This window comes from Streptomyces sp. AC550_RSS872, from assembly GCF_019049285.1.
Taxonomy (GTDB): Bacteria; Actinomycetota; Actinomycetes; order Streptomycetales; family Streptomycetaceae; genus Streptomyces.
This window is the reverse complement of record NZ_JAGMUL010000208.1, coordinates 101,221-122,113: the sequence shown is the minus strand read 5'-3', so window position 1 is coordinate 122,113 and position 20,893 is coordinate 101,221. Positions and strand designations below refer to the sequence as shown.

At 70.9% G+C, this 20,893-nt stretch carries 20 protein-coding genes and 1 pseudogene; 15 read left to right on the top strand and 6 right to left on the bottom strand.

The annotated features are described in order from the left end of the window. Positions 1-123: 123 nt before the first annotated feature. Positions 124-621, bottom strand: a complete 498-nt coding sequence (locus KUM44_RS44080; protein ID WP_308402858.1) for an ATP-binding protein — start codon at positions 619-621, stop codon at positions 124-126. 263 nt (positions 622-884) lie between these two features. Between KUM44_RS44080 and KUM44_RS44075 the strand changes: the two genes are divergently transcribed. Continuing rightward, entirely contained in the window at positions 885-1,115 is a 231-nt protein-coding gene (locus KUM44_RS44075) for a DUF397 domain-containing protein (protein WP_217215406.1), read from the top strand. Positions 1,116-1,304: 189 nt separating this feature from the next. After that, entirely contained in the window at positions 1,305-2,225 is a 921-nt protein-coding gene (locus KUM44_RS44070) for a helix-turn-helix transcriptional regulator (protein ID WP_217215404.1), read from the top strand. 18 nt (positions 2,226-2,243) lie between these two features. On the opposite strand, the gene KUM44_RS44065 is transcribed toward KUM44_RS44070, so the two are convergent. Then, positions 2,244-3,062 carry an SAM-dependent methyltransferase gene (locus KUM44_RS44065; protein ID WP_217215401.1) on the bottom strand — a complete coding sequence of 273 codons (819 nt, stop codon included), beginning with the start codon at positions 3,060-3,062 and terminating at the stop codon, positions 2,244-2,246. A gap of 236 nt (positions 3,063-3,298) precedes the next feature. Between KUM44_RS44065 and KUM44_RS44060 the strand changes: the two genes are divergently transcribed. Next, positions 3,299-3,697, top strand: coding sequence for a thioesterase domain-containing protein (locus KUM44_RS44060; RefSeq protein ID WP_308402857.1), 399 nt, complete (start codon positions 3,299-3,301; stop codon positions 3,695-3,697). Between the two features lie 11 nt (positions 3,698-3,708). Then, positions 3,709-4,980, top strand: a pseudogene (locus KUM44_RS44055) (beta-ketoacyl synthase); the annotation flags it as partial. Between the two features lie 17 nt (positions 4,981-4,997). On the opposite strand, the gene KUM44_RS44050 reads toward KUM44_RS44055, so the two are convergent. Beyond that, positions 4,998-6,059 (bottom strand): Ku protein, encoded by a 1,062-nt coding sequence (locus KUM44_RS44050; protein WP_217215398.1) that lies wholly within the window; start codon positions 6,057-6,059, stop codon positions 4,998-5,000. Positions 6,060-6,130: 71 nt separating this feature from the next. Here KUM44_RS44050 and ligD point away from each other — a divergent pair, with 71 nt between their 5' ends. Next, complete coding sequence (gene ligD / locus KUM44_RS44045) at positions 6,131-7,012, top strand: non-homologous end-joining DNA ligase (RefSeq protein WP_217215390.1); 882 nt, start codon at positions 6,131-6,133, stop codon at positions 7,010-7,012. A gap of 622 nt (positions 7,013-7,634) precedes the next feature. Here the strand turns inward: ligD and KUM44_RS44040 are convergent. Then, a complete protein-coding gene (locus KUM44_RS44040; protein WP_217215388.1) occupies positions 7,635-8,441 on the bottom strand; it encodes a nuclease-related domain-containing protein in 807 nt (268 codons plus the stop codon). A 112-nt stretch (positions 8,442-8,553) separates the two neighbouring features. Between KUM44_RS44040 and KUM44_RS44035 the strand changes: the two genes are divergently transcribed. From KUM44_RS44035 to KUM44_RS44010, 6 genes are all read left to right on the top strand, one after another. Then, the gene (locus KUM44_RS44035) at positions 8,554-9,060 is read left to right on the top strand and encodes a dual specificity protein phosphatase family protein (protein ID WP_217215387.1); all 507 of its coding nucleotides are present in this window, start codon (positions 8,554-8,556) and stop codon (positions 9,058-9,060) included. A 91-nt stretch (positions 9,061-9,151) separates the two neighbouring features. After that, positions 9,152-9,925: a hypothetical protein gene (locus KUM44_RS44030; RefSeq protein ID WP_217215386.1), complete on the top strand. Its 774-nt coding sequence runs from the start codon at positions 9,152-9,154 to the stop codon at positions 9,923-9,925. Beyond that, the gene (locus KUM44_RS44025; protein ID WP_217215385.1) at positions 9,922-11,157 is read left to right on the top strand and encodes a HAMP domain-containing sensor histidine kinase; all 1,236 of its coding nucleotides are present in this window, start codon (positions 9,922-9,924) and stop codon (positions 11,155-11,157) included. The genes KUM44_RS44030 and KUM44_RS44025 overlap by 4 nt, the downstream gene beginning before the upstream one ends. 181 nt (positions 11,158-11,338) lie before the next feature. After that, the gene (locus KUM44_RS44020) at positions 11,339-12,721 is read left to right on the top strand and encodes an FtsW/RodA/SpoVE family cell cycle protein (RefSeq protein WP_217215384.1); all 1,383 of its coding nucleotides are present in this window, start codon (positions 11,339-11,341) and stop codon (positions 12,719-12,721) included. Then, complete coding sequence (locus KUM44_RS44015; RefSeq protein ID WP_217215383.1) at positions 12,718-14,193, top strand: penicillin-binding transpeptidase domain-containing protein; 1,476 nt, start codon at positions 12,718-12,720, stop codon at positions 14,191-14,193. The genes KUM44_RS44020 and KUM44_RS44015 overlap by 4 nt, the downstream gene beginning before the upstream one ends. A gap of 70 nt (positions 14,194-14,263) precedes the next feature. Continuing rightward, a complete protein-coding gene (locus tag KUM44_RS44010; RefSeq protein WP_217215382.1) occupies positions 14,264-14,794 on the top strand; it encodes a DUF3291 domain-containing protein in 531 nt (176 codons plus the stop codon). Between the two features lie 257 nt (positions 14,795-15,051). Here the strand turns inward: KUM44_RS44010 and KUM44_RS44005 are convergent, their stop codons facing one another. Continuing rightward, the gene (locus tag KUM44_RS44005; protein ID WP_217215381.1) at positions 15,052-16,161 is read right to left on the bottom strand and encodes a ferritin-like domain-containing protein; all 1,110 of its coding nucleotides are present in this window, start codon (positions 16,159-16,161) and stop codon (positions 15,052-15,054) included. A gap of 125 nt (positions 16,162-16,286) precedes the next feature. Here KUM44_RS44005 and KUM44_RS44000 point away from each other — a divergent pair, with 125 nt between their 5' ends. The 4 genes from KUM44_RS44000 to KUM44_RS43985 all read left to right on the top strand — a co-directional run bounded on the left by KUM44_RS44000 (position 16,287) and on the right by KUM44_RS43985 (position 19,710). Further along, positions 16,287-17,225, top strand: a complete 939-nt coding sequence (locus KUM44_RS44000) for a diiron oxygenase (protein WP_217215380.1) — start codon at positions 16,287-16,289, stop codon at positions 17,223-17,225. Positions 17,226-17,498: 273 nt separating this feature from the next. Then, positions 17,499-18,143: a TetR/AcrR family transcriptional regulator gene (locus tag KUM44_RS43995; RefSeq protein WP_217215379.1), complete on the top strand. Its 645-nt coding sequence runs from the start codon at positions 17,499-17,501 to the stop codon at positions 18,141-18,143. After that, entirely contained in the window at positions 18,136-18,453 is a 318-nt protein-coding gene (locus KUM44_RS43990) for a hypothetical protein (protein ID WP_217215378.1), read from the top strand. The genes KUM44_RS43995 and KUM44_RS43990 overlap by 8 nt, the downstream gene beginning before the upstream one ends. 102 nt (positions 18,454-18,555) lie before the next feature. Then, a complete protein-coding gene (locus KUM44_RS43985) occupies positions 18,556-19,710 on the top strand; it encodes an NlpC/P60 family protein (protein WP_217215377.1) in 1,155 nt (384 codons plus the stop codon). Here KUM44_RS43985 and KUM44_RS43980 read toward each other — a convergent pair. Beyond that, complete coding sequence (locus tag KUM44_RS43980) at positions 19,628-20,881, bottom strand: styrene monooxygenase/indole monooxygenase family protein (protein WP_217215376.1); 1,254 nt, start codon at positions 20,879-20,881, stop codon at positions 19,628-19,630. The genes KUM44_RS43985 and KUM44_RS43980 overlap by 83 nt on opposite strands. Between the last annotated feature and the right edge of the window lie 12 nt (positions 20,882-20,893).

The window sequence follows — 20,893 nt, the reverse complement described above, 5'->3', positions numbered from 1 at the left end:
GCGTTACACCGTCGCCCGGGTCATCCCAAATATGGCTGCCTATTCGGGCACTTGCCCAAATGTTCGCGCGCGACGGCACATGTGCGGATGCAGTACACCGCCCGTCCGTCGCGAATCAAAAAGTCAGGCCTGGTGGTCGGTCGGGAGCATCGCCCAGACCGTCTTGCCCGCGGGCTGGCGTCGGGTCCAGCCCCAGTGCTCGGACAGGGCGTCGATGATGCGCAGCCCGCGTCCGTGCTCGTCGAAGGGGTCGCTGGTGTGCGGGTACACCGGCGGGTTGTCGCTCGGGTCGGTGACCGCGCAGACGAGGTGGGCCGGGCGGCGCAGGCTGAGTTTCAGCCAGATCTCGGCGTCGCCGCCGGCCGTCGGGCGGGCCGGGCGATGTGGTGCGGCGTGCAGTACGGCGTTGGCGAGCAGCTCGGCGACCACCGTGAGGGCGTCTGCGCCGCAGTGGTCCAACGACCAGTCGGCGAGGGTGCGACGGACGAAGTCGCGGGCCTGACCGCAGCCCTGTTCGGCGCCGACGAGACACAGAGCGGCGGAACGGGGCGGGATGCGCGGGGGTTCGGGCCTGGCGAGGCGGGCCCGGGCCGGGGTGCCGGTGCGTGCTTCCGGTGTCACTGCCAACCCCGCGGGGGACGCGGCACCGCCGGGCAGTCGAAGCCCTTCGTACGCAGGTAAGGACACAACGTCTCCCTGATACACGGTCAGGACGGGGCGTCCGCACTGCCGTTGACGCCAGGGGCTATTATCCACGCCGACGGCGCCTCCGTGCAATTTCACGGGAAATTGCGCGAGCGGTGTCGACCAGAGCACGCGGTGCGGTTCGGGCCCGGAGGGTCGGCGGGGCGCACGCGTGGCGGAACGTGAGCAAGGAGAGTGCAGTGCCATCAGCATCGAACGGCGTGCGGGCAAGCTCGTTGGGCGTCCGCTGGATCAAGAGCCGGCACAGCAACGCCGAGGGGAACTGCGTCGAGGTGGCGCCCCTGGGCGACGGCAGCATCGCGATGCGCAACTCCCGCGACCCCGACGGGCCGGCCCTCGTGTACACCCCGGCCGAGATCACCGCGTTCCTGGCGGGCGCGAAGGAGGGAGAGTTCGACCACCTCGTATGACCCGCGTATGACCCACGTATGACCCCCTTCGGGTGAATACGGACCCTCTGCCCGGGAAAGGTAGGCCGGCGAGGAGCGAGACACCGCCGCCAAGCGGAAGGTCAGCCCTCCATTTCCTGCGGTTCCGGCGGCACGAGGCGGCGGGATGCGATAATGCGGTCTGTCGTATGCCGGTCTAGGGGAGTCAGGATGTCCGCCGAGTCACCTCGCATCTCCCGCCTCGAGCCGTATCTGAACCGGACCGAACCCGCGCCGACCCTGCTGAAGATGCTGGTCGGCGTCCAACTGGCGGGGATCCGCGAGGACGCGGGCCTCTCCCAGGACCAGGCGGCGCGAGCCGTGGGATTCAGCCCGGCGAAGTTGTCGCGCATTGAGACGGGCAAGGGGCGTCGGCCGCCCACCGAGGCCGACATCCGCGCACTGCTGGAGCAGTACGGCGCCGAGGAGTACGAGGCCACGGTGCTGTTGCAGTTGCTGCGGCGTGCCGGTGAGCCCGGCTGGTGGCAGCGCTATGACAAGCGGCTGATGCCGGAGTGGTTTGACCGGCTGGTCGGGTTCCAGGAGGCCGCCACGGCCATCCGCACCTTCGAACTCCAGTACGTTCCCGGCCTGTTGCAGACCGAGGACTACACCCGGGCCGTCGTGGAGCGCGGGCTGCCGACGGCGCCCGGCCGTGAGGTGCAGCGGCGTGTGGAGCTGCGGATGCGCCGACGGGAGCTGCTGCACCGGCCGGACGCGCCGCAACTGTGGGCGATCGTCGACGAGTCGGTGCTGCTGCGCGTGCTGGGCAGCCGCGAGGTGATGCGGGAGCAACTGGAGCATCTCGTGGAGATGGCCCAGCGGCCCCATGTGACCGTACAGATCGTGCCCCTGGACGCGACCAACGCCTCCGCGCCCGCGATGCCGGTGACCTATCTGCGGTTCGGCGGCGTCGACCTGCCCGACATCGTCTATCTGGAGCACATCAAGAGCGCGGCGTTCCTGGAGGACCGCGACGAGACCGAGGAGTACCGCCTCGCCCTGGACCGTCTGGGTGACGAGGCCCTCAACCCGCGCGAGTCCCTGGAGCGGCTGCGCGAGACGCTGGAGCGGTACTCCCCGAAGCCCTGAGCCGGGGTCGGCCGCTGCCTACGCGAGTCGGCCCACGCCGCCGAACTCGATCCACTCCTGGGTGAGCTGGCGCGGGGCCACCTCGGTGTCGGGACGCCAGGTGGAGACCTCCACGAGGCCGGGCTCCAGGATCTCCAGACCCTCGAAGTACTCCGCCACGTCCTTCTCCTGGCGCACCCGGCCCCAGTGCCCCTGAGTCGCCTGGTCCATGAAGTCGGTGACGAACTTGCGGACCTCGGCGTCCTCGCTGACCAGCTGGCACATCACCATGCAGCTGCCCGGCACGAGCCGTTCGCGCACCTGGCGGACCACGGCGAGCGGGCCCTTGGTGTCGTCGTCGGGGATGCAGTGGAAGACCGAGTTGAACAGCACGGCGACCGGCTGCGAGAAGTCGATCAGGCGCTCGGTGTCGGCGTGGGAGAAGATGGCGTCGGTCTCACGCATGTCGGCGTGGATGACGGCGGTGTTGTCGTTCTGGTCGAGCAGGGCGCGGCCGTGGACCAGGACCATCGGGTCGTTGTCGACGTACACCACGCGCGAGGACGGGTCGACGGACTGGGCGACCTGGTGGACGTTGTTCTGGGTGGGCAGGCCCGAGCCGTGGTCGAGGAACTGCCGGATGCCGTAGTCCTCGGCCAGCGTCCGGACCACCCGCTGTAGGAAGCGGCGGTTGTTCAGGGCGAGGGCGCGGGTGCTGGGGACGACCTTGTCCAGCTCCTCGCAGGCGGCTCGGTCGGAGGCGTAGTTGTCCTTGCCGCCGAGGTAGTAGTCGTACATGCGCGCGGCTGTCGGGATCGTGGCGTCGATCGACGTGGACAGCTGCTTACCAGGCTCCATCGTTTCCCCCAGTCACAGGGCCGGCCGAGGCGATCACCTCGCCGACAACCCATCCTAGGGAGACGGCAGTTGGTCGGGCCAGCCCATCGGTCAATCACCGGGGAATGACCACTCCGGAGTGACCACTCACGACTGGGCCGCGCTGACGCCCCCGGAGATCGAGGTCATGTCGGTGCAGTACCCCGGCCGTCAGGACCGGCTGTCAGGACCGGCTGTCCGACCTGTGCGCGGCCACGGTGGAGGAGCTGGCGGACGCGATCACCGCGGCCCTGCTGCACGAACTGCCCGATGACCCGCCGTTGGCTCTCTTCGGCCACAGCATGGGGTCGGCGGTGGCGTACGAGGTCGCAGGAGCGGGCGCCCCGCCCGGTGCCGGCCGACAGCGAGATCCTGGATCACATCCGCAAGCTGGGTCCCGAAGTGCCGCCGCCTACGACCACCCCGAACTGCGGCTCCTGGGTCTTCGAGTGAGGGAACTTCTATCTCAACCCGCGGAAAGAGGAGTTGGTCGGGTTCGTCGCCTCGCGGCTGTCGTGAGGGGACGACCGCCGTCCTTTTGCATGTGCACGCCATGCAGAAGCTGGGCATGTTCTTCTTTCAACGATCAGAAACGGTCAGAGGGGACGCAGAGATGAGCGTGACCGCCGCATCCGGGCCCCGCAAGGTCGTCGTCACCGGACTGGGGGCGGTCACTCCGCTCGGCCTCGGGGTCGGGGAGTTGTGGCGTGGGCTGCTCGACGGGCGGCACGGGATCAGGGAGTTGGAGGGGGAGGAGTTCGCCGGGCTGCCCGTGCGGGTGGCCGGGGTCGTACCCGTTGATCCCGGGGAACTGCTGCCACGACCGGTGGCGCGACGGATGAACCGCGCCGCGCGGTTCGGGGTGCTGGCGGCCCGGGAGGCGTGGGCGGACGCCGGGTTCACCGAGGGCGGGACGCGGGAGAGCGGGGTGGATCCGGAGCGGGTGGGGGTGAGCCTGGGCGCGATCCTCGGGGACGCGTCCGTGCTGGTGGGCGGGGACCGGAAGCTGCGGGAGAAGGGGCCGCGGGCCGTCTCGCCGCTGACCACCCCCATGACCGTACCCTCGCAGGCCGCCTCACAGGTCTCGCTCGACCTGCACATCACCGGCGAGGCCAGGACGGTCACGAGCGCCTGTGCCTCGGGGACGGAGGCCATAGGGCAGGCGATCGACCGCATACGGTACGGGCAGATCGACATCGCTCTCGCGGGCGGCGCCGAAGCCGTGGTCACGCCGGCGATCATGGCGTCCTTCGCGGCGATGCGGGCCCTGGCCGACGGGGACCCCTCGGACGGCTCGCCCTCCCGGCCCTTCGCCAAGGACCGGAGCGGGTTCGTCAACGGTGAGGGCGCCGGGATCCTCGTACTCGAAGCGGAGGAGCACGCACGGGCCCGTGGCGCGCGGATCTACTGCGAGGCCGCGGGCTGGGGTCTGTCCGCCGACGCCCACCACATGGCCGCACCCGACCCGTCCGGCGCCGGCGTCGCGCTCGCCCTGCGGCGGGCTCTGCGGGACGCCGGCGGCGAGGTCGGGGACGTCGTCCATGTGAACGCCCATGCCACGGCGACGATCGAGGGCGACCTCGCGGAGGCGGGGGCGCTACGGGCGGTGCTCGGCCGGCGGAGGGTTCCTGTCACCGCGCTCAAGGGGCACCTGGGGCATCTTCAGGGGGCCGCGGGCGGAGTCGAGGCCGTCGCCGCCGTACTGACGCTGCATCACGGGATGGTGCCGCCGACGGTGGGGGGCGGGGAGGTCGACGACGCGATCGACCTGGATGTGGTGACAGGCGCGCCTCGGGCGTTGCCGGAGGACGGGGACCTGGTGCTCAGCAATTCGTTCGGGTTCGGGGGGCACAACGCGGTGTTGGCGTTGCGCAGGTCGGCGGAGGGCGCGGCTCGGTGACGTGAGGTGGGTGGCGGTCATGCCGTGCGCTTGCGGGCCGGTGCCTTCTTGGCCGTCGTCTTCTTCGCCGTGCTCTTCGCCGTGCTCTTCGCCGTGCTCTTGGCGGTGGTCTTCGCCGCCGTCTTCTTCGCTCCCTGGGCCGTCTTCGCCGTCGACTTCTTCGCGGACGCCGTCTTCTTCGCCGCTGCCTTCTTCGTCGCGGTCGACTTCTTGCCGGCCGTCTGCTTCGGTGCCGCGCGGGACGTCTTGCGCTCGGGCAGGCGCCTGACCTGCGCCGCCCCCTCCGGCTTCGCCGGCTCCTCGCCCCGCGACTCCTTCGCCGCCCGCACGCTCTTCTCCAGAGCCGCCATCAGGTCGAGGACCTTGCCGGCCTTCGCCGGTTCGGGTGTCTCCGGCGGGGCCTCGCCGGCGGCCTTCGCGGCGACGACCTCCTCGAGGGCCTCGCGGTACGCGTCGTGCAGCTCGTCGAGTTCGATCTCGCCGAGGGTGTCCATCAGGGCGTCCGCGAGGTCCAGCTCCTTGTCGTTCACCGTGACGTGGGTGTCCGGGGCGACGCCCTCGGGGGCCCGGACCTCGTCCGGCCACAGCAGTCCGTGCATGGCGATGGCGTCCTCGACCACCCGCAGCATGCCCAGACGCTCACGGCCCCGGAGGGCGTACTTCGCGATGGCGACCTTCTGGCTGCGCTTCAGCGCCTCGCGGAGCAAGGTGTACGGCTTGGCCGCGGGGGCCCCGCCCGCGGCCAGGTAGTACGCGCTGTCCATCTGGAGCGGGTCGATGCGGTCGGCCGGTACGAAGGCCACGATCTCGATCGTCTTCGCGGTCGGAAGGGGCAGGTGGGACAGGTCCTCGTCCGTGATCGGGATGATCGTGCCGTCCGCGTCCTCGTAGCCCTTGCCGATCTCGGCCTGGGTGACCTCACGGTCCTCCAGCTCGCAGACCTTGCGGTAGCGAATACGGCCGCCGTCCTCCGTGTGGATCTGGCGGAAGGAGATCGAGCGGTTCTCCGTGGCGTTCACGAGCTTGATCGGGATGCTGACCAGGCCGAACGAGATGGCGCCGTTCCAGATGGATCGCACGTGCAGCACCCTTTCGGTCGTTATGCCAGGATCACCCGGACATCCACCAGGTTTTCTGGAATTCTCATGGTATGACGCCGATCACAGAGGTGGAGGGGCGACGGCTCGCGCTCAGCAATCTGGAGAAGGTGCTGTATCCGGCGACCGGCTTCACCAAGGGCGAGCTGCTGCACTACTACGCCACCACGGCCGAGTTCCTGCTGCCGCATCTGCGGGATCGGCCCGTGTCCTTCCTGCGGTACCCGGACGGGCCGGACGGCCAGGTGTTCTTCGCCAAGAACGTCCCGCCGGGCACCCCTGACTGGGTCACCACGGCGGAGGTGCCGCGGGTCGAGGGGCCGGCGCGCATGGTGTTCGTGCAGGATCTCGCGAGTCTGATGTGGGCCGCGAACCTCGTCACCGAGTTCCATACGCCTCAGTGGGTGATCGGTGCGCCCGGCGAGGCGGACCGGCTGGTCTTCGACCTGGACCCCGGGTCACCCGCCACGGTGGTCGATTGCTGCGAGGTCGCGCTCTGGTTGCGGGAGCGGCTGGCGGCCGACGGGATCGAGGCGTACGCCAAGACCTCCGGTTCGAAGGGGCTCCATCTCGCCGCGGCCATTCGGCCGGCTCCTTCCGAAGAGGCGACCGAGTATGCCAAGGAGCTGGCCGTGGAGGCCGAGAAGGCCATGCCGCGGCTGGTGCTCCACCGGATGACGAAGAGTTTGCGGCCGGGGAAGGTGTTCGTCGACTGGAGTCAGAACGCTGCGCGGAAGACGACGGCCACGCCGTATACGTTGCGGGCTCGGCGGGAGCCTGCGGTGTCCGCGCCGGTGACCTGGGAGGAGGTGGCGGAGTGTCGCTCCCCTGCCGCGCTGACCGTCCTCGCGTCCGACCTTGCGCCCCGGCTTCAGGACTACGGCGACCTGTTCGCTGCGCTGCTCGGGCCGGAGGGGGTGGGGCGGCTGCCCTGACCGGTCGGTGGGTGGCTGATGCCGGGTGTGCGGCTGACGGGCGGTGGGGGCAGAGCGCGCAGTTCCCCGCGCCCCTGGGGGGAGGACCGGCCGCAGCTATCCGGGGCCCCGGCGTTGGGGGACCGCAGGGATTCGCCCTCGCCGCGGTGACTGAGGGGCTGTGTGCGGCCGACGGGCCGTGGGGGCTGGGCGCGCAGTTCCCCGCGCCCCTCGGGGGGGAGGACCGGCCGCAGCTTCCGGGGCCCCGGCGTTGGGGGACCGCAGGGAATCGCCCTCGCCGCGGTGGCTCAGGGGCTGTGTGCGGCCGACGGGCCATGGGGCTGGGCGCGCAGTTCCCCGCGCCCCTTGGGGGGAGGACCGGCCGCAGCTATCCGGGGCCCCGGCGTTGGGGGACCGCAGGGATTCGCCCTCGCCGCGGTGGCTCAGGGGCTGTGTGCGGCCGACGGGCCATGGGGGCTGAGCGCGCAGTTCCCCGCGCCCCTCGGGGCGAGGACCGGCCGCAGCTATCCAGGGCCCCCGGCGTTGGGGGACCGCCCTCGCTGTGGTGGTTGATGCCTCTCTGCGCGGCTGACGGGCCGTGGGGGCTGGGTGCGCAGTTCCCCGCGCCCCTTGGGGGCATGGTTCAGCCGGTGGTGGACCATGTCCGGCGGTCTCTTGCCATCGCGTGGAGGGCCTCCACGTCGGCCGGCTTCAGTACGCCGCCCAGGCGGGCCAGGCCCGGTAGGTCCGTGTCCTTGAGGATGCGGACCTCCAGGTGGGGGGCGGTGACGGTCACGTCCGTGGGGGCGAGCAGGGCCAGGGCTGGGTGGACCTCGGCGGTGAGGGCGTAGGAGGCACGGTCGGCGTTGGTGCGGATGTGGCGGAGGAGGGGGGTGGGCTCGCGGCGGCCGAGGGAGATCATCGGGTCGGCCACGGTCACCTTCTGCTTGCGGGCGTACATGGCGTGTACGGCGAACAGTCCGCCCGGGCCGATCAGCAGGTGGTGGATGCGGTCGCCGCCGGGGAGCGGCACGGAGTGCAGCGTGTGCCAGCCCGCACCGTCCAGGCGGTCCAGGGCCTCGCCGACCGTCTGCTCCGCGGTCAGGGCCCGCCGCCGCGGGTCGGCGCGCAGCCGGTGGGAGGGGCCCGGGTCCCGGTCGAGGGCGACGAGGAGCGCCTCGCCGGGGCGGTTGGGCGCGAGGTCGTCGTCCGGGTGCAGGGCCAGCCGGGCCAGTTCCGCGGGGGTGGGGACCGGGGGCGGGCCCACGGTCACCGGGCCGGTGACGAAGGGGCCGAGGGCCTCCAGCACATCTTCCTCGCGGTCGGCGGAGAGCAGGTTGATGCGGGCCGCCTCACGGTCGTACCAGGCGACGTTCCGCCCGTCCTTGAGGCAGACGTAGAGCCGTTCCTGGCCGTGTCGCCAGGTCGGTATGACGCGCAGTCCGTTCATGCACCATCACCCCACTGACCATGGGAACAGGCGGGGTGCTGCGGGGGCAAGAACCCGGTTACCTTTGAGAGGAGTTGGGCAGACCGCCCTAGGGGTGGTGGGGGAGGCGCCGTTGCGTACCCGCAGGAAGCAACCCGACGTACCGGCTCCGGACAGCCCGTGGAGCGAGATCGAGCCCGGCCTGTGGATGGGCGGGCACGAGTTCCGGGGGCAGTCGGGGCAACTGGAGTTCGCGGTCGTACGGGACCAGTTCGATCTCGTCCAGACGCTGCTGCGCCTGCCCGGGCACGGACCGGATCCCGGCGTCGAGCACCATGTGTGGCCGATTCCCGACGGACCGCTGGACGGGACCCAGCTCGCGGGGGTGATACGGCTGGCGGAGGCGGCGTGCGAGGCGCTGGACGAGGGCCGCAGGGTCCTCGTCCGCTGCTATCACGGGTACAACCGCTCGGGGCTCGTCGTCGCCCACGCCCTGACCCGCCGGAGCCGCTCCCCCGAGCAGGCGATCCGGCTGATACGCTCCCGCCGCTCTCCGTGGGCCCTGCACAACGAGCTGTTCGTCGACTACCTCCGAGCCGGCCTGTCGACCGCCCGGCTCCTCGAAGAGCTCGCCGAGTAGCCGTTTCGCCCGTCCGCCCACCGGGTGCGCAAAAAGGACTTCCGTCCGATTAGTGTGTACGGGCGACACCGCCCCGAGCCCCAGGAGAACTGTGCCCCGCAGCCGCCCCACGCGCATCGCCGCGCTTGTCGCCCTGCTGCTGGCGGCCGCGACGGCCTGCGGTGACGCCGGGGAGCTCCAGGGCGCGGGCCCGACCAAGACCGCGGTCAGCCCGGACAAGCTCTGGCCGAAGCTGACGCCCGCATCCCGCCCCGCCTATGAGATCGGCGAGGTGGTCCGGGAGGTCGTGAAGGGCATCACCGTCTCCGGGGGCAGCCTGCGCGACGTGGACCCGGTGACGGTCGTACGCAAGGAGATGGCCAAGAGCCCGGGCGACTACCAGGGCGACGCCGCCCAGTACCGCGAGACCGGCCGCCTGATGTCCCAGTGCGGCGACGGCGCGGGGCACGGGAAGTGCCCGGTGCTGCGGCCGTACTACCGGGATCTGACCGGCGACGGGCGGCCCGAGCTGACGCTGGGGTTCCGGCTGCTGCCGGGCAAGACGACCGCGGTGCGCGTCTACACCGTGGAGAAGGACCGACTGGTGCAGGTGATGAGCTGGGACGACGCCGTCAGCGCCGTCGAGCTGGCCGGGCGGTCGGTGATCATGCGCTCTCCGTCCGAGGTGGCCGGCTACGAGTACCGGCTCCAGTGGACCTGGGACGCGGACCAGAAGGCGATGCTGCTCACACACGACGAGATGCTGCGCACCGGCCCGCGCACGATGAAGACGCCCCGCCCCTCGCCTTCGCACTCCGTCTCGCCGTCGCGCTCCGCCTCGCCGTCCGCCTCCCGTTCGGTCTCCCCCTCGGCGAGCACCCCATGAGGCTCGGGCTCCCCCAGTGGGCCGGCACGCTCGCCGTGAAGGCGGCCGTCTTCATCACGGTGATGTGCTGCGCGCTCGCCGCGCTGCTCGGCATCCTCGTGCACGTCTCGGTGACGAACCAGACCGTCGGCCAGGCCCGCGAGCTCGCGTTGTCCCGGCTGGAGGACGCGACGGCGGCGTTCGAGGCCGGCGACGCCCTCCGGCACGGTGTCTCCGTCGACCCACCGGAGCTGCCGGACTCCCTGCGGGAACTGGCCGTCGCCGGGGAGCGCGGCACCATGGTCGCCGACTACCGGGGGCGGCCCACGATGTGGGCGGCAGGGCCCGCCGACGGCGCGCGTGCCCTCGCGGTCGAGGTCGACTACTCGCAGCAGGCCCGCACCATCGAAGGGCTGGACCGGGCGATCCTGTGGTCGTCGGGCCTGGCGATCGGGGCGACCCTGCTGGTGGGCGCGTTCGCGGTGACCCGGGTGACGCGCCGGCTGCACGCCACGGCCCGGGTGGCCCGGCGGATCAGCGGGGGCGACCTGGACGCGCGGGTCGACGATCCCCGTACGAAGGAGCCGACCCGCCCGCAGGACGAGGTGGCCGCCGTCGCCGCCGCCCTCGACTCCATGGCGTCGTCGCTGCAAAGCAAGCTGCTCGCCGAGCAGCGGTTCACCGCGGACGTCGCGCACGAGCTGCGGACGCCGTTGACCGGGCTGCACGCGGCGGCCGAGTTGCTGCCGCCGGGGCGGCCGACGGAGTTGGTGCAGGACCGGGTGACCGCGTTGCGGACGCTGACCGAGGATCTGCTGGAGATCTCGCGGCTGGACACCGGGCGTGAGCGGTCGGAGCTGGACACGGAGCCGCTCGCTGCACTGGCAGAGCGGGTGGTTCGGGCGTCCGGGACCGAGACCGAGGTGGTTGTCGTGCGGGACGCTGTCGTGGAGACCGATCGGCGGCGGCTGGAGCGGGTGCTGGGGAATCTGGTGGCCAACGCGCACAAGCACGGCCGGGGGCCGGTGTCCCTGACCGTCGACGGGCGGGTGGTCACCGTGCGGGATCACGGCGTGGGGTATCCGGAGTATCTCCTCGCGCACGGGCCGCAGCGGTTCCGTACGGAGGGTGGGGCGAAGGGGCACGGGCTGGGGCTGACCATCGCGTTGGGGCAGGCGGAGGTGTTGGGGGCCCGGCTTTCCTTTTCCAATGCGGTGGATGGTGGGGCCGTAGCGACTCTGGTGTTGCGGTAGGCGGGTGGAGCGGCCGGGAGCTCGGGGCTTGCGGTTGTGCGCCGGCTGCGGGCCGGTGTACCTCCTCCCGGACGGCACCCGGGCCTGGGCTCGGCGCGCCACATCGACGTCGTCGGGCACAAGCCACGCTGGTGCTGAGCCGTAAGACACACAAGACGGACTAATTGGGTAAGTTCCGGACATGACCAAGGCCGGAACCACCCTGGTGGCAGCGGACACGCCCGCTCCCGCCGTGCCTCTCCCCCGGCGCCGTGGCATCGAACTGGCCCTCATCGTCGTGGCCGTCCTGCTCTCCGTGTACGGCTACTGCGCGGTCGGGATCGCCAGGCACGGCACCGTCCCGCCCGGCGCCGCCGGCTACGGCGCCGGGCTCGGCGTCCTCGCGTTGGTCGCGCATCTGGCGGTGCGTCTGCGCGCCCCCTGCGCCGACCCGTTGCTGCTGCCGATCGGCGTACTGCTCAACGGCCTCGGTCTGGTCCTGATCTACCGGCTCGACCTGGAGACGCCCGACGACCTGGCGGCACCCGCCCAACTCGTCTGGTCCACGCTGGGCGTGGCGCTGTTCATCCTGGTCGTCCTGCTCCTGCGCGACCATCGTGTCCTCCAGCGCTACTCCTACGTCTGTGTGGTCGCCGCGCTCGCCCTCCTCACCCTGCCGATCTTCTTCCCCTCCGTGAACGGCGCCCGCATCTGGATCCGGATCGCCGGATTCTCCATCCAGCCCGGCGAGTTCGCGAAGGTACTGCTCGCGGTGTTCTTCGCGGCGTATCTGGCCGCCAACCGCAGCGCGCTGGCGTACACGGGCCGTCGCGTCCTCGGGATCAACCGACTGCAACTGCCCACCGGCCGGGTCCTCGGCCCGATCGTCGCCATCTGGCTGCTGAGCGTTGGCGTCCTGATCCTCGAACGCGACCTCGGCACCTCCCTGCTGTTCTTCGGCCTGTTCGTGGTCCTGCTCTACGTCGCCACCGGCCGCACCGGCTGGATCGCGCTCGGCCTGCTGCTCGCGGCGCTGGGCGCGGTGGCCGTCGGGCAGTTGGAGCCGCATGTGCACGGCAGGGTCGAGGACTGGCGGCATCCGTTCGCGTCGATCGAGGCGGGCGAGGGCCCCAACCAGCTGTCCCAGTCACTGTTCGCGTTCGCGGCGGGCGGCATGCTCGGCACGGGCCTGGGCCGCGGCCACTCGATCCTGATCGGCTTCGCGGCCAAGTCGGACTTCATCCTGGCGACGGCCGGCGAGGAGCTGGGCCTGGCGGGCCTGTCCGCGATCTTCCTCCTGTACGGCCTGCTGGTGGAGCGCGGCTACCGCGCCGGGCTCGCCCTGCGCGACCCCTTCGGCCGGCTGCTCGCGGTCGGGCTCGCCTCGATCGTGGCGCTCCAGGTGTTCGTGATCGCGGGCGGCGTGACCGGCCTGATCCCGCTGACCGGCATGGCGATGCCGTTCCTGGCACAAGGAGGCTCGTCGGTGGTCACCAACTGGGCGATCGTGGCGCTGCTGATCCGCCTGAGCGACAAGGCGCGCAGCCGGCTCGGCGTGCCCAAGGGCGAGGAGGCGGCCCGATGACCCGGCACATCCGGCACGCCGCCTTCTTCTGCGCCGTGCTGCTGGTCGCGCTGCTCGTGAACGCCACCCGCATCCAGGTCTTCGAGGCGCCGTCCTACGGCGACAACATCGCCAACCGCCGCACCACGATCTCCCGTTACGGCCAACCGCGCGGCGACATCCTGGTCGACGGCGCCCCGGTCACCGGATCCCGCGACACCCGCGAGCCGCTCCGCTACGAACGGACGTACACGAACGGCCCGATGTACGCGCCGGTCACCGGCTTCGCCTCCCAGGTGTACGGCACGACCCTCCTGGAGCACTCCGAGGACGGCGTCCTGTCGGGCACGGACCCGCTGCTCTCGCCCTTCCCCCTGTGGAACGGCTCCGCCCGCGACCGGTATCCCGGCGGCGACGTCGTCACCACCCTCCGCGGGGCCGCGCAGCGGGCGGCGTACGAGGGCCTGGCGGGCCGCAAGGGCGCGGTGGCGGCCGTGGAGCCGGCGACGGGCCGCATCCTGGCCCTGGTGTCCGCCCCGTCGTACGACCCGTCCGTGCTGTCCGGGAACCGCTCGGCGGTGGCCCGGTCCTGGGCGACGCTGAACCGCGACCCGGACAAGCCGATGCTCAACCGGGCGGTGCGCAAGACATATCCGCCGGGTTCGACCTTCAAGGTGCTGACGGCCGCCGCGGCCCTGGACTCGGGTGTGGTCGAGGACCTGGACGAGCCGACCGACTCCCCGGACCCGTACACCCTGCCGGGCACCAGGACCTCCCTCACGAACGAGTCCAAGGGCTGCAAGGACGTTCCGCTGCGCAAGGCGCTCGAATGGTCGTGCAACACGGTGTTCGCCAAGCTCGGGGTCAAGGTGGGCGTGGACCGGATGGCGAGGACGGCGGAAGCCTTCGGCTTCAACGACGCGGACCTCAAGATCCCCTACTCGGTCGCCGAGAGCACCTTCGACACGAAGGTGGACAAGGCACAGCTCGCCCTGTCGTCGATCGGCCAGTACAACACCCGTGCCACACCGCTCCAGATGGCGATGGTCGCGGCGGCCGTGGCCAACGGCGGCCAGGTGCGCTCGCCGTATCTGGTGGAGCGCACGACCCGGGCGGGCGGCTCCACGGTGTCGGCGGGCGGGTCGCGCCCGGCACGGCAGGCCATGCGGCCCTCGACGGCCGTACTCCTCAAGGAACTCATGGTGGACGTAGTGCGCGAGGGCACCGGCTCGAACGCCTGGATCCCCGGCGCGACGGTCGGCGGCAAGACCGGCACGGCCCAGCACGGCCTCGGCAACTCCGGGACGCCGTACGCCTGGTTCGTCTCCTGGGCGAAGAGCGACACGGACCTGGAGCCCAAGGTCGCCGTCGCCGTCGTGGTGGAGGACGCGGACGCCGACCGGGGCGAGATCAGCGGCGGCGGAGACGCGGCGCCGATCGCGCGGGCGGTGATGGAGGCGGTGCTGAACTCGCCCTCGAAGGACGCCCCTTGACGCACCGCGAGTGCCCGGGTACTGAGATATCTCCTGGGCCTCCGGCCCGCCCCGACCTATCGTTCGGTGCATGACGACATCAGACTCCTCGGAAGCCGTCCCGGAAGCCGCTTACGAACTCGCCCAGGTCAACATCGCTCGCCTCAAGGCCCCGCTGGACTCCCCGCAGTTGAAGGACTTCGTCGACAACCTCGATCCCGTCAACGCCGACGCCGAGGCCGCCGACGGCTTTGTCTGGCGGCTGAAGGGCGATTCCGGCGACGCGACCGAGGTGAGCGTCTTCGGCGACGAGTGGCTGATCATCAACCTGACGATGTGGCGCGACACGAACGCCCTGACCTCGTACATGTACCAGGGGCGCCACCGGGAGATGCTGGCCCGGCGCCGCGAGTGGTTCGAGCGGGTGCAGGAGGCGATGACGGCTCTGTGGTGGGTCCCGGCAGGCCACCGCCCGACGGTCGCCGAGGCGGAGTCCCGCCTCCTCCACCTCCGCACGAACGGCCCGACGCCGTACGCCTTCACCCTGCGCACCTCGTTCCCGCCGCAGGGAGCGCAGCCGGTGCCCGGCGAGGTACCGGACGGGCTGGGCTGCTCGGCCTAGGTCGTGTCCGCAAAGTCCCGTCGTCCGCCCGGAGGGCGGGCCCCGCGGCGTCGTGGGGGCACCTCCCGCCCAAGCCGTGCGAAGCGCGGTTCGAGGGTGGGGGAGCGTGCTCTCGGCGTGCCGGGCGGGAGCCCTCGTACTGGTTGTACGTGGGCTTTCGCCCGGTGCGGCGATGGGGGTGCCCCCTCTGGGGGGAGCGTGCCAGGCGTCGCGGGGCAGGCGGGACTTTGCGGACACGACCTCTCAGGGCAATACACCTAGGGCTCGCCCGCTCCCTCCTCGATCGCTTGGCCCACCTCGGCGACCCGCTCCCGCTCCTCCACCGCGAACCGCTCGGCGTCCAGCTTCTCGGCGATCTCCTCGTCCTGCGCCATCAACAGGTCCAGATTGGAGTCACCCAGCTCGAACACCCCCATGCCCACATAGGCCTGCTGGAGGCGCGGGCCCCACAGCCCGATGTCCTTCACACACGGGACGATGCGGGAGAAGAGCAGCCGCCGGAACAGTTGCAGGAACTCCGACCGCTCACTGATCTGCTCGGCTTCCCCCTTCGGAATGCCGAAGTTCTCCAGAACCTCGACACCCCGCAGCCGGTCCCGCATCAGATAGCAGCCCTCGATGACGAACTCCTCACGCTCACGAAGCTCGGCATCGGTCAACTGCTGGTAGTAGTCCCTCAGCGCCATCCGCCCGAAGGCCACGTGCCGGGCCTCGTCCTGCATCACATACGCCAGGATCTGCTGGGGCAGCGGCTTGGTGGTCGTGTCCCGGATCATCCCGAAGGCGGCCAGCGCGAGCCCCTCGATCAGCACCTGCATACCGAGATACGGCATGTCCCACCGGCTGTCCCGCAGGGTGTCCCCCAACAGGGCCTGGAGATTGTCGTTGACCGGATAGACCATCCCGATCTTCTCGTGCAGAAAGCGCCCGTAGATCTCGGCGTGCCGCGCCTCGTCCATCGTCTGGGTCGCCGAATAGAACTTCGCGTCCATGTCGGGCACCGACTCCACGATCCGCGCCGCACAGATCATCGCGCCCTGCTCGCCGTGGAGAAACTGGCTGAACTGCCAGGAGGCGTAGTGCTTGCGCAGCTCGCCCCGCTCCCGCTCGCTCATCTTCGCCCAGTACGGCGTCCCGTACAGGGCCATCGCCTCCTCGGGCGTACCGAGCGCGTCGCACGGGTCGACCTCCACATCCCAGTCGATCCTGAGCTGCCCGTCCCACTGCTTGTCCTTGCCCTTCTGGTACAGGGCCAGGAGCCGCTCACGCCCGTCGTCGTACTCCCAGGTGAAACGGGCCGCACCGGCCGCGGGCACCTGCCAGAGAGGCTCTCCCGGCTCGTTGGCGTACAGGTCATAGGTCGGCATGCCCCGCAGGCTCACACGCGATAGACGAGCGGTCAACAAGTCCCGCGCAGGGGATTGACGGCCTTGCTGACAAGCAGTCTCATAAGACGCGGACGACGTACCCCGGTAACAGAGGTGAGCGACCGATGACGACCCTGACGGAAGCCGACGCGCTCGACGGACTGCGCGACGCACTCGGCCTGCTCAAGGACCGCGAGCAGGTGGCCGAACGCCTCCTGGCCTCCTCCGCCAAGCACTCCTTCGACCCCGACAAGGAGCTGGACTGGGACGCGCCCTTCGAGGAGGGCAAGTGGTTCTGGCCTCCGGAGCTGGTCTCGCTCTACGACACGCCTCTGTGGCAGCGCATGAGCGAGGAACAGCGCATCCTCCTCTCCCAGCACGAGGCCGCAGCGCTCGCCTCCCTGGGCATCTGGTTCGAGATCATCCTCATGCAGCTCCTGGTCCGCCACATCTACGACAAGGCGGCAACGAGCGCCCACGTCCGCTACGCCCTCACCGAGATCGAGGACGAGTGCCGGCACTCCAAGATGTTCGCCCGTCTGATCTCCCACGGTGACACCCCCTGGTACCCGGTCAGCCGCGCACATCAGACCCTCGGCCGCCTCTTCAAGACGATCTCCACCACCCCCGGCTCCTTCACCGCCACCCTCCTCGGCGAGGAGGTCCTCGACTGGATGCAGCGCCTGACCTTCCCCGACGAACGAGTCCAGCCCCTCATCCGCGGCGTCACCCGCATCCATGTGGTCGAGGAGGCCCGCCACGTCCGGTACGCCCGCGAGGAGCTCCGCCGCCAGATGGTGACGGCCCCGAAGTGGTCCCAGGAGTTCACGCGGGTCACCTCCGGTGAATTCGCCCGCGTGTTCTCCGTCGCCTTCGTGAACCCCGAGGTGTACACGAACGTCGGCCTCGACAAACGGGAGGCCATGGCCCAGGTGAAGGCGAGCGGCCACCGACAGGAGGTCATGCAGACGGGGGCGAGGAAACTGACGGACTTCCTGGACGACATCGGGGTGCTGCGGGGGGTCGGGCGGCGACTGTGGAGGTCGTCGGGTCTGCTCGCGTGAGTGGGGCTGAGCTCTGGGCCGGGACGCTCGCCCGCGCTGACGGGTGCCGCCCTCTTTGGGTCGGGAGCCGCCCTGGGCGGCACGACTGCCCGCGGCCAAGGCGGCCCAGGCGGCGCTGACCATCCCAGGCCGGCTGACGAACCACGGCGCGCCGGCCTACCCAGGGGCGCGGGGCTGTATCGATATGCGGCTCCGCCGCGTGGGCGCGACCAGCCACAACGCACCCGCAGCCGCCAGATCACCGCACCCCCCACGGCGACTAGGCTTCTTCCCATGTCCGCCGCCCCCGCCTACCGCCGCCTCAGCGTCGAGGAGCGCCGCAGTCAGCTCCTCGACGCCGCGCTGAAACTGTTCGCCCACCGCACCCCCGAGGACGTGTCCCTGGACGACGTGGCGGAGGCAGCCGGCGTCTCCCGTCCCCTGGTCTACCGCTACTTCCCCGGCGGCAAGCAACAGCTCTACGAGGCCGCCCTCCGCTCGGCCGCCGAAGAGCTCCGGCACTGCTTCGACGAACCCCGCGAGGGCCCCCTCCTCCCCCGCCTCTCCCGCGCCCTCGACCGCTACCTCGCCTTCGTCGACGAGCACGACACCGGCTTCAGCGCCCTCCTCCAGGGCGGCAGCGTCGTGGAGACGTCCCGCACCACCGCGATCGTGGACGGAGTCCGCCGCGCCGCGGCCGAGCACATCCTCAGTCACCTGGAGGTCACCGACCCCGGCCTCCACCTCCGTATGACCGTCCGTATGTGGATCACCGCGGTCGAGGCGGCGTCCCTGATCTGGCTCGACGAGGGCAAGCAGCCCCCCGTGGAGGAACTGCGGGACTGGCTGGTCGACCAGTTCGCCGCCGCACTCTCCGTCACCGCGAACCGGGACCCCCAGACCGCCGCCCTGGCCGAGAAGCTCGCGGCGGATGGCTGACACTGGTGCCGTGAAGAGCGAAGACACCCCCTTCGAGGGCGGCCCCCTGGACGGCCGCGTCCTGCCCGTGCTCCTGGGCATCACCGGCCACCCGCCCAAGACGTACCGCGTCCCGGTCCCCGATCCGCACGGCGGCCCGCCCACGGTCCTCGTCTACCACCGCGTACCGCGCAACCCGGGCCGCATGGGCCTCTCGCAGCGCTGGAAGTACGAGTACGACCCCGAGGGCAGGCAGACCCGCCGTCTGAACTGGCCGTGGTCCAGGCCAGACACCACGCCGCAGGGCAAGCCACACGACACGAACGAGTGATCGGGCTCCGCCGACCCGAGCACACCCACCGAGCGAACACGTCGTCCCGGGCTAAAGCTCGCGATGCGGAGCAGAGATTCTCTCCGCACCGGAGGTGATGACGTGTCAGGAAGGCTTCTGCGTCTGGCGTGTACGGCGGTGTCGGCCGCCACGATCCTCGCATCGGCCCCGGCACCCGCGACGGCGGCCCCCGAGCGGTCGTCCCCCGACCCACAGGAGCGCTCCACGGCCGGCCTCCTGACAGACCTTCAGCGGCTGTACCGACAGGCCGAACAGGCCACGGAGACCTACAACGCCACCGAGGAGAAGCTGAAGAAGCAGCGCACCGAGGTGACCCGCCTGGACACCGCCCTGGCCCGCGCCCGTCTCTCCCTGCACCACAGCCGGGGCGCGGCCGGCCGCCTGGCCCGCCAGCAGTACCAGAACACCACGGACATCTCCCCGTACGTGCGGCTGCTCCTGGCCCGCGACCCCCAGCACGCCCTGGACCAGGGCCATGTCATCGGCCTGCTGGCACGCGAGCGCGCGGAGGCGGTCGGCCGGCTGACCGGCACGGAGCGCACGGCCGACGAGCTGGCCCGCAAGGCCCGCAAGGCCCTCGACGCGCAGCTCGCCCTGGCGAAGCGCCAGAAGAAGGCCAGGGACACCGTGGAGAAGCGCCTCAAGAAGGTCGAGAAGCTCCTGGCGTCCCTGACCGCCGCCCAGCTGGACGCCCTGGCCGAGTTCGAGAAGACCGACATCGCCAAGGCCCAGCGGGCCTTCATGGCATCCGGTGCCCTGGCCAAGGACGACCACAAACCGTCTTCCGAGGCCGACCGGGCCATCCGCTACGCCAGGAAGCAGCTGGGAAAGCCGTACAAGTGGGGCGCGGAGGGCCCGAAGTCGTACGACTGCTCAGGCCTGACGTCCGAGGCCTGGGCCCACGCCGGCACCCCGATCCCCCGCACGAGCCAGGAGCAGTGGGCGCGGCTCGACCGCATCCCGCTGACCGAACTGCGCCCGGGCGACCTGGTCGTCTACTTCCCGGACGCCACCCACGTGGCGATGTACGTCGGCAAGGGCAAGGTGATCCAGGCCCCGCGCACCGGCGAGAAGATCAAGATCTCGCCGATCGCGTCGAACCCGGTCCTGGGAGCCGTACGCCCCGAGGAGCCCCCGAAGGCAGGCGCGGAGGTCAGGCGCCAGAAACCTCAGCGAGATACGCCCCGGTCCTCTCCGGATCGTAGAAGAAGTTCTCGAAGTCAGCCGGATCGTTGAACGCGTTGGCGAACCGGTCGGCGACCGGCGGCAGCTGTCCCGCCGCGCCGATGAGGTTGAGAATGTGCTCGGGCGGCGGCGCCAGCATCGCGTTCGTCCACTTGGTCACATGCTGCGCGGTGTCCCAGTAGCGGTCGAACGTGGCGCGCATCCACGCCTCGTCGAACTCCTTCTCCCCGTGCTCGACGATCGAGGCGAGGTACGCGGCCGCGCACTTGGAGGCCGAGTTGGAACCCTGCCCGGTGATCGGGTCGTTCGCCACGACGACGTCCGCGACCCCCAGCACGAGCCCGCCGCCGGGAAGCCGCCCGACCGGGTTGCGCACGGTCGGCGCGTACCGCCCGCTCAGCACGCCGCCCGCGTCCGTGAGCTCGGCCTTGGTGGCCCGCGCGTACTCCCAGGGGACGTACTTCTCCATGAGTTCCAGGGTCAGGGAGAGGTGTTCCGCCGGGTCCTGCACGCCGTCGAAGATGTCGAGCGGGCCGCCGGGTATGCCCTCCCAGAACAGGATGTCCGCGCGCCCGGACGTCGTCAGGGTGGGCATGACGAACAGCTCGCCCACACCCGGGACGAGGTTGCAGCGCACGGCCTCCTGGTCCGGGTGCTCCGGACGCGGGCCCAGGCCGTGGACGTACGACACGGCCAGCGCGCGCTGCGGCTCGCGGTACGGGGACCGTTCCGCGTCCCTTTCGAACATCCGGACGAGCTCACCCTTGCCCGCGGACACCAGCACCAGGTCGTACGTACGGGAGAAGTAGTCGAGGTCGCCGACCGCCGCACCGTGGATGACCAGCTGGCCGCCGCGCTGGGCGAACGTCTCCATCCAGCCGGCCATCTTCACCCGCTGGTCGACCGACTGCGCGAACCCGTCGAGGTGCCCCAGCCAGTCGATCGCCCGCACCGCCGGGCCCTCGCTCCAGGAGCCGGGGGCCGCGACCGAGACGCCGAGTCCTTCGATCTTCGGGGCCTGGGACTCCCAGAAGTTCAGCTGGAGATCGCGCTCGTGCTGGAGTGCCGTGTGGAACATGCACTGCGTGGACATGACCCGACCGGAGCGGATCTCGTCCGCCGTCCGGTTGGCCATCAGGGTGACCTCGTACCCGTGCGACTGGAGTCCGAGGGCGATCTGGAGTCCGGACTGACCGGCTCCGACGACGAGTATCTTCCGCATCCGGGGGCTGTT

Coding starts and splice junctions, on each gene's coding strand:
- KUM44_RS44070 (WP_217215404.1), top strand. CDS start 1,305: ATGTCCGCCGAGTCACCTCGCATCTCCCGCCTCGAGCCGTATCTGAAC.
- KUM44_RS44065 (WP_217215401.1), bottom strand. CDS start 3,062: ATGGAGCCTGGTAAGCAGCTGTCCACGTCGATCGACGCCACGATCCCG.
- ligD (WP_217215390.1), top strand. CDS start 6,131: ATGACGCCGATCACAGAGGTGGAGGGGCGACGGCTCGCGCTCAGCAAT.
- KUM44_RS44040 (WP_217215388.1), bottom strand. CDS start 8,441: ATGAACGGACTGCGCGTCATACCGACCTGGCGACACGGCCAGGAACGG.
- KUM44_RS44025 (WP_217215385.1), top strand. CDS start 9,922: ATGAGGCTCGGGCTCCCCCAGTGGGCCGGCACGCTCGCCGTGAAGGCG.
- KUM44_RS44020 (WP_217215384.1), top strand. CDS start 11,339: ATGACCAAGGCCGGAACCACCCTGGTGGCAGCGGACACGCCCGCTCCC.
- KUM44_RS44015 (WP_217215383.1), top strand. CDS start 12,718: ATGACCCGGCACATCCGGCACGCCGCCTTCTTCTGCGCCGTGCTGCTG.
- KUM44_RS44010 (WP_217215382.1), top strand. CDS start 14,264: ATGACGACATCAGACTCCTCGGAAGCCGTCCCGGAAGCCGCTTACGAA.
- KUM44_RS44005 (WP_217215381.1), bottom strand. CDS start 16,161: ATGCCGACCTATGACCTGTACGCCAACGAGCCGGGAGAGCCTCTCTGG.
- KUM44_RS44000 (WP_217215380.1), top strand. CDS start 16,287: ATGACGACCCTGACGGAAGCCGACGCGCTCGACGGACTGCGCGACGCA.
- KUM44_RS43995 (WP_217215379.1), top strand. CDS start 17,499: ATGTCCGCCGCCCCCGCCTACCGCCGCCTCAGCGTCGAGGAGCGCCGC.
- KUM44_RS43990 (WP_217215378.1), top strand. CDS start 18,136: ATGGCTGACACTGGTGCCGTGAAGAGCGAAGACACCCCCTTCGAGGGC.
- KUM44_RS43980 (WP_217215376.1), bottom strand. CDS start 20,881: ATGCGGAAGATACTCGTCGTCGGAGCCGGTCAGTCCGGACTCCAGATC.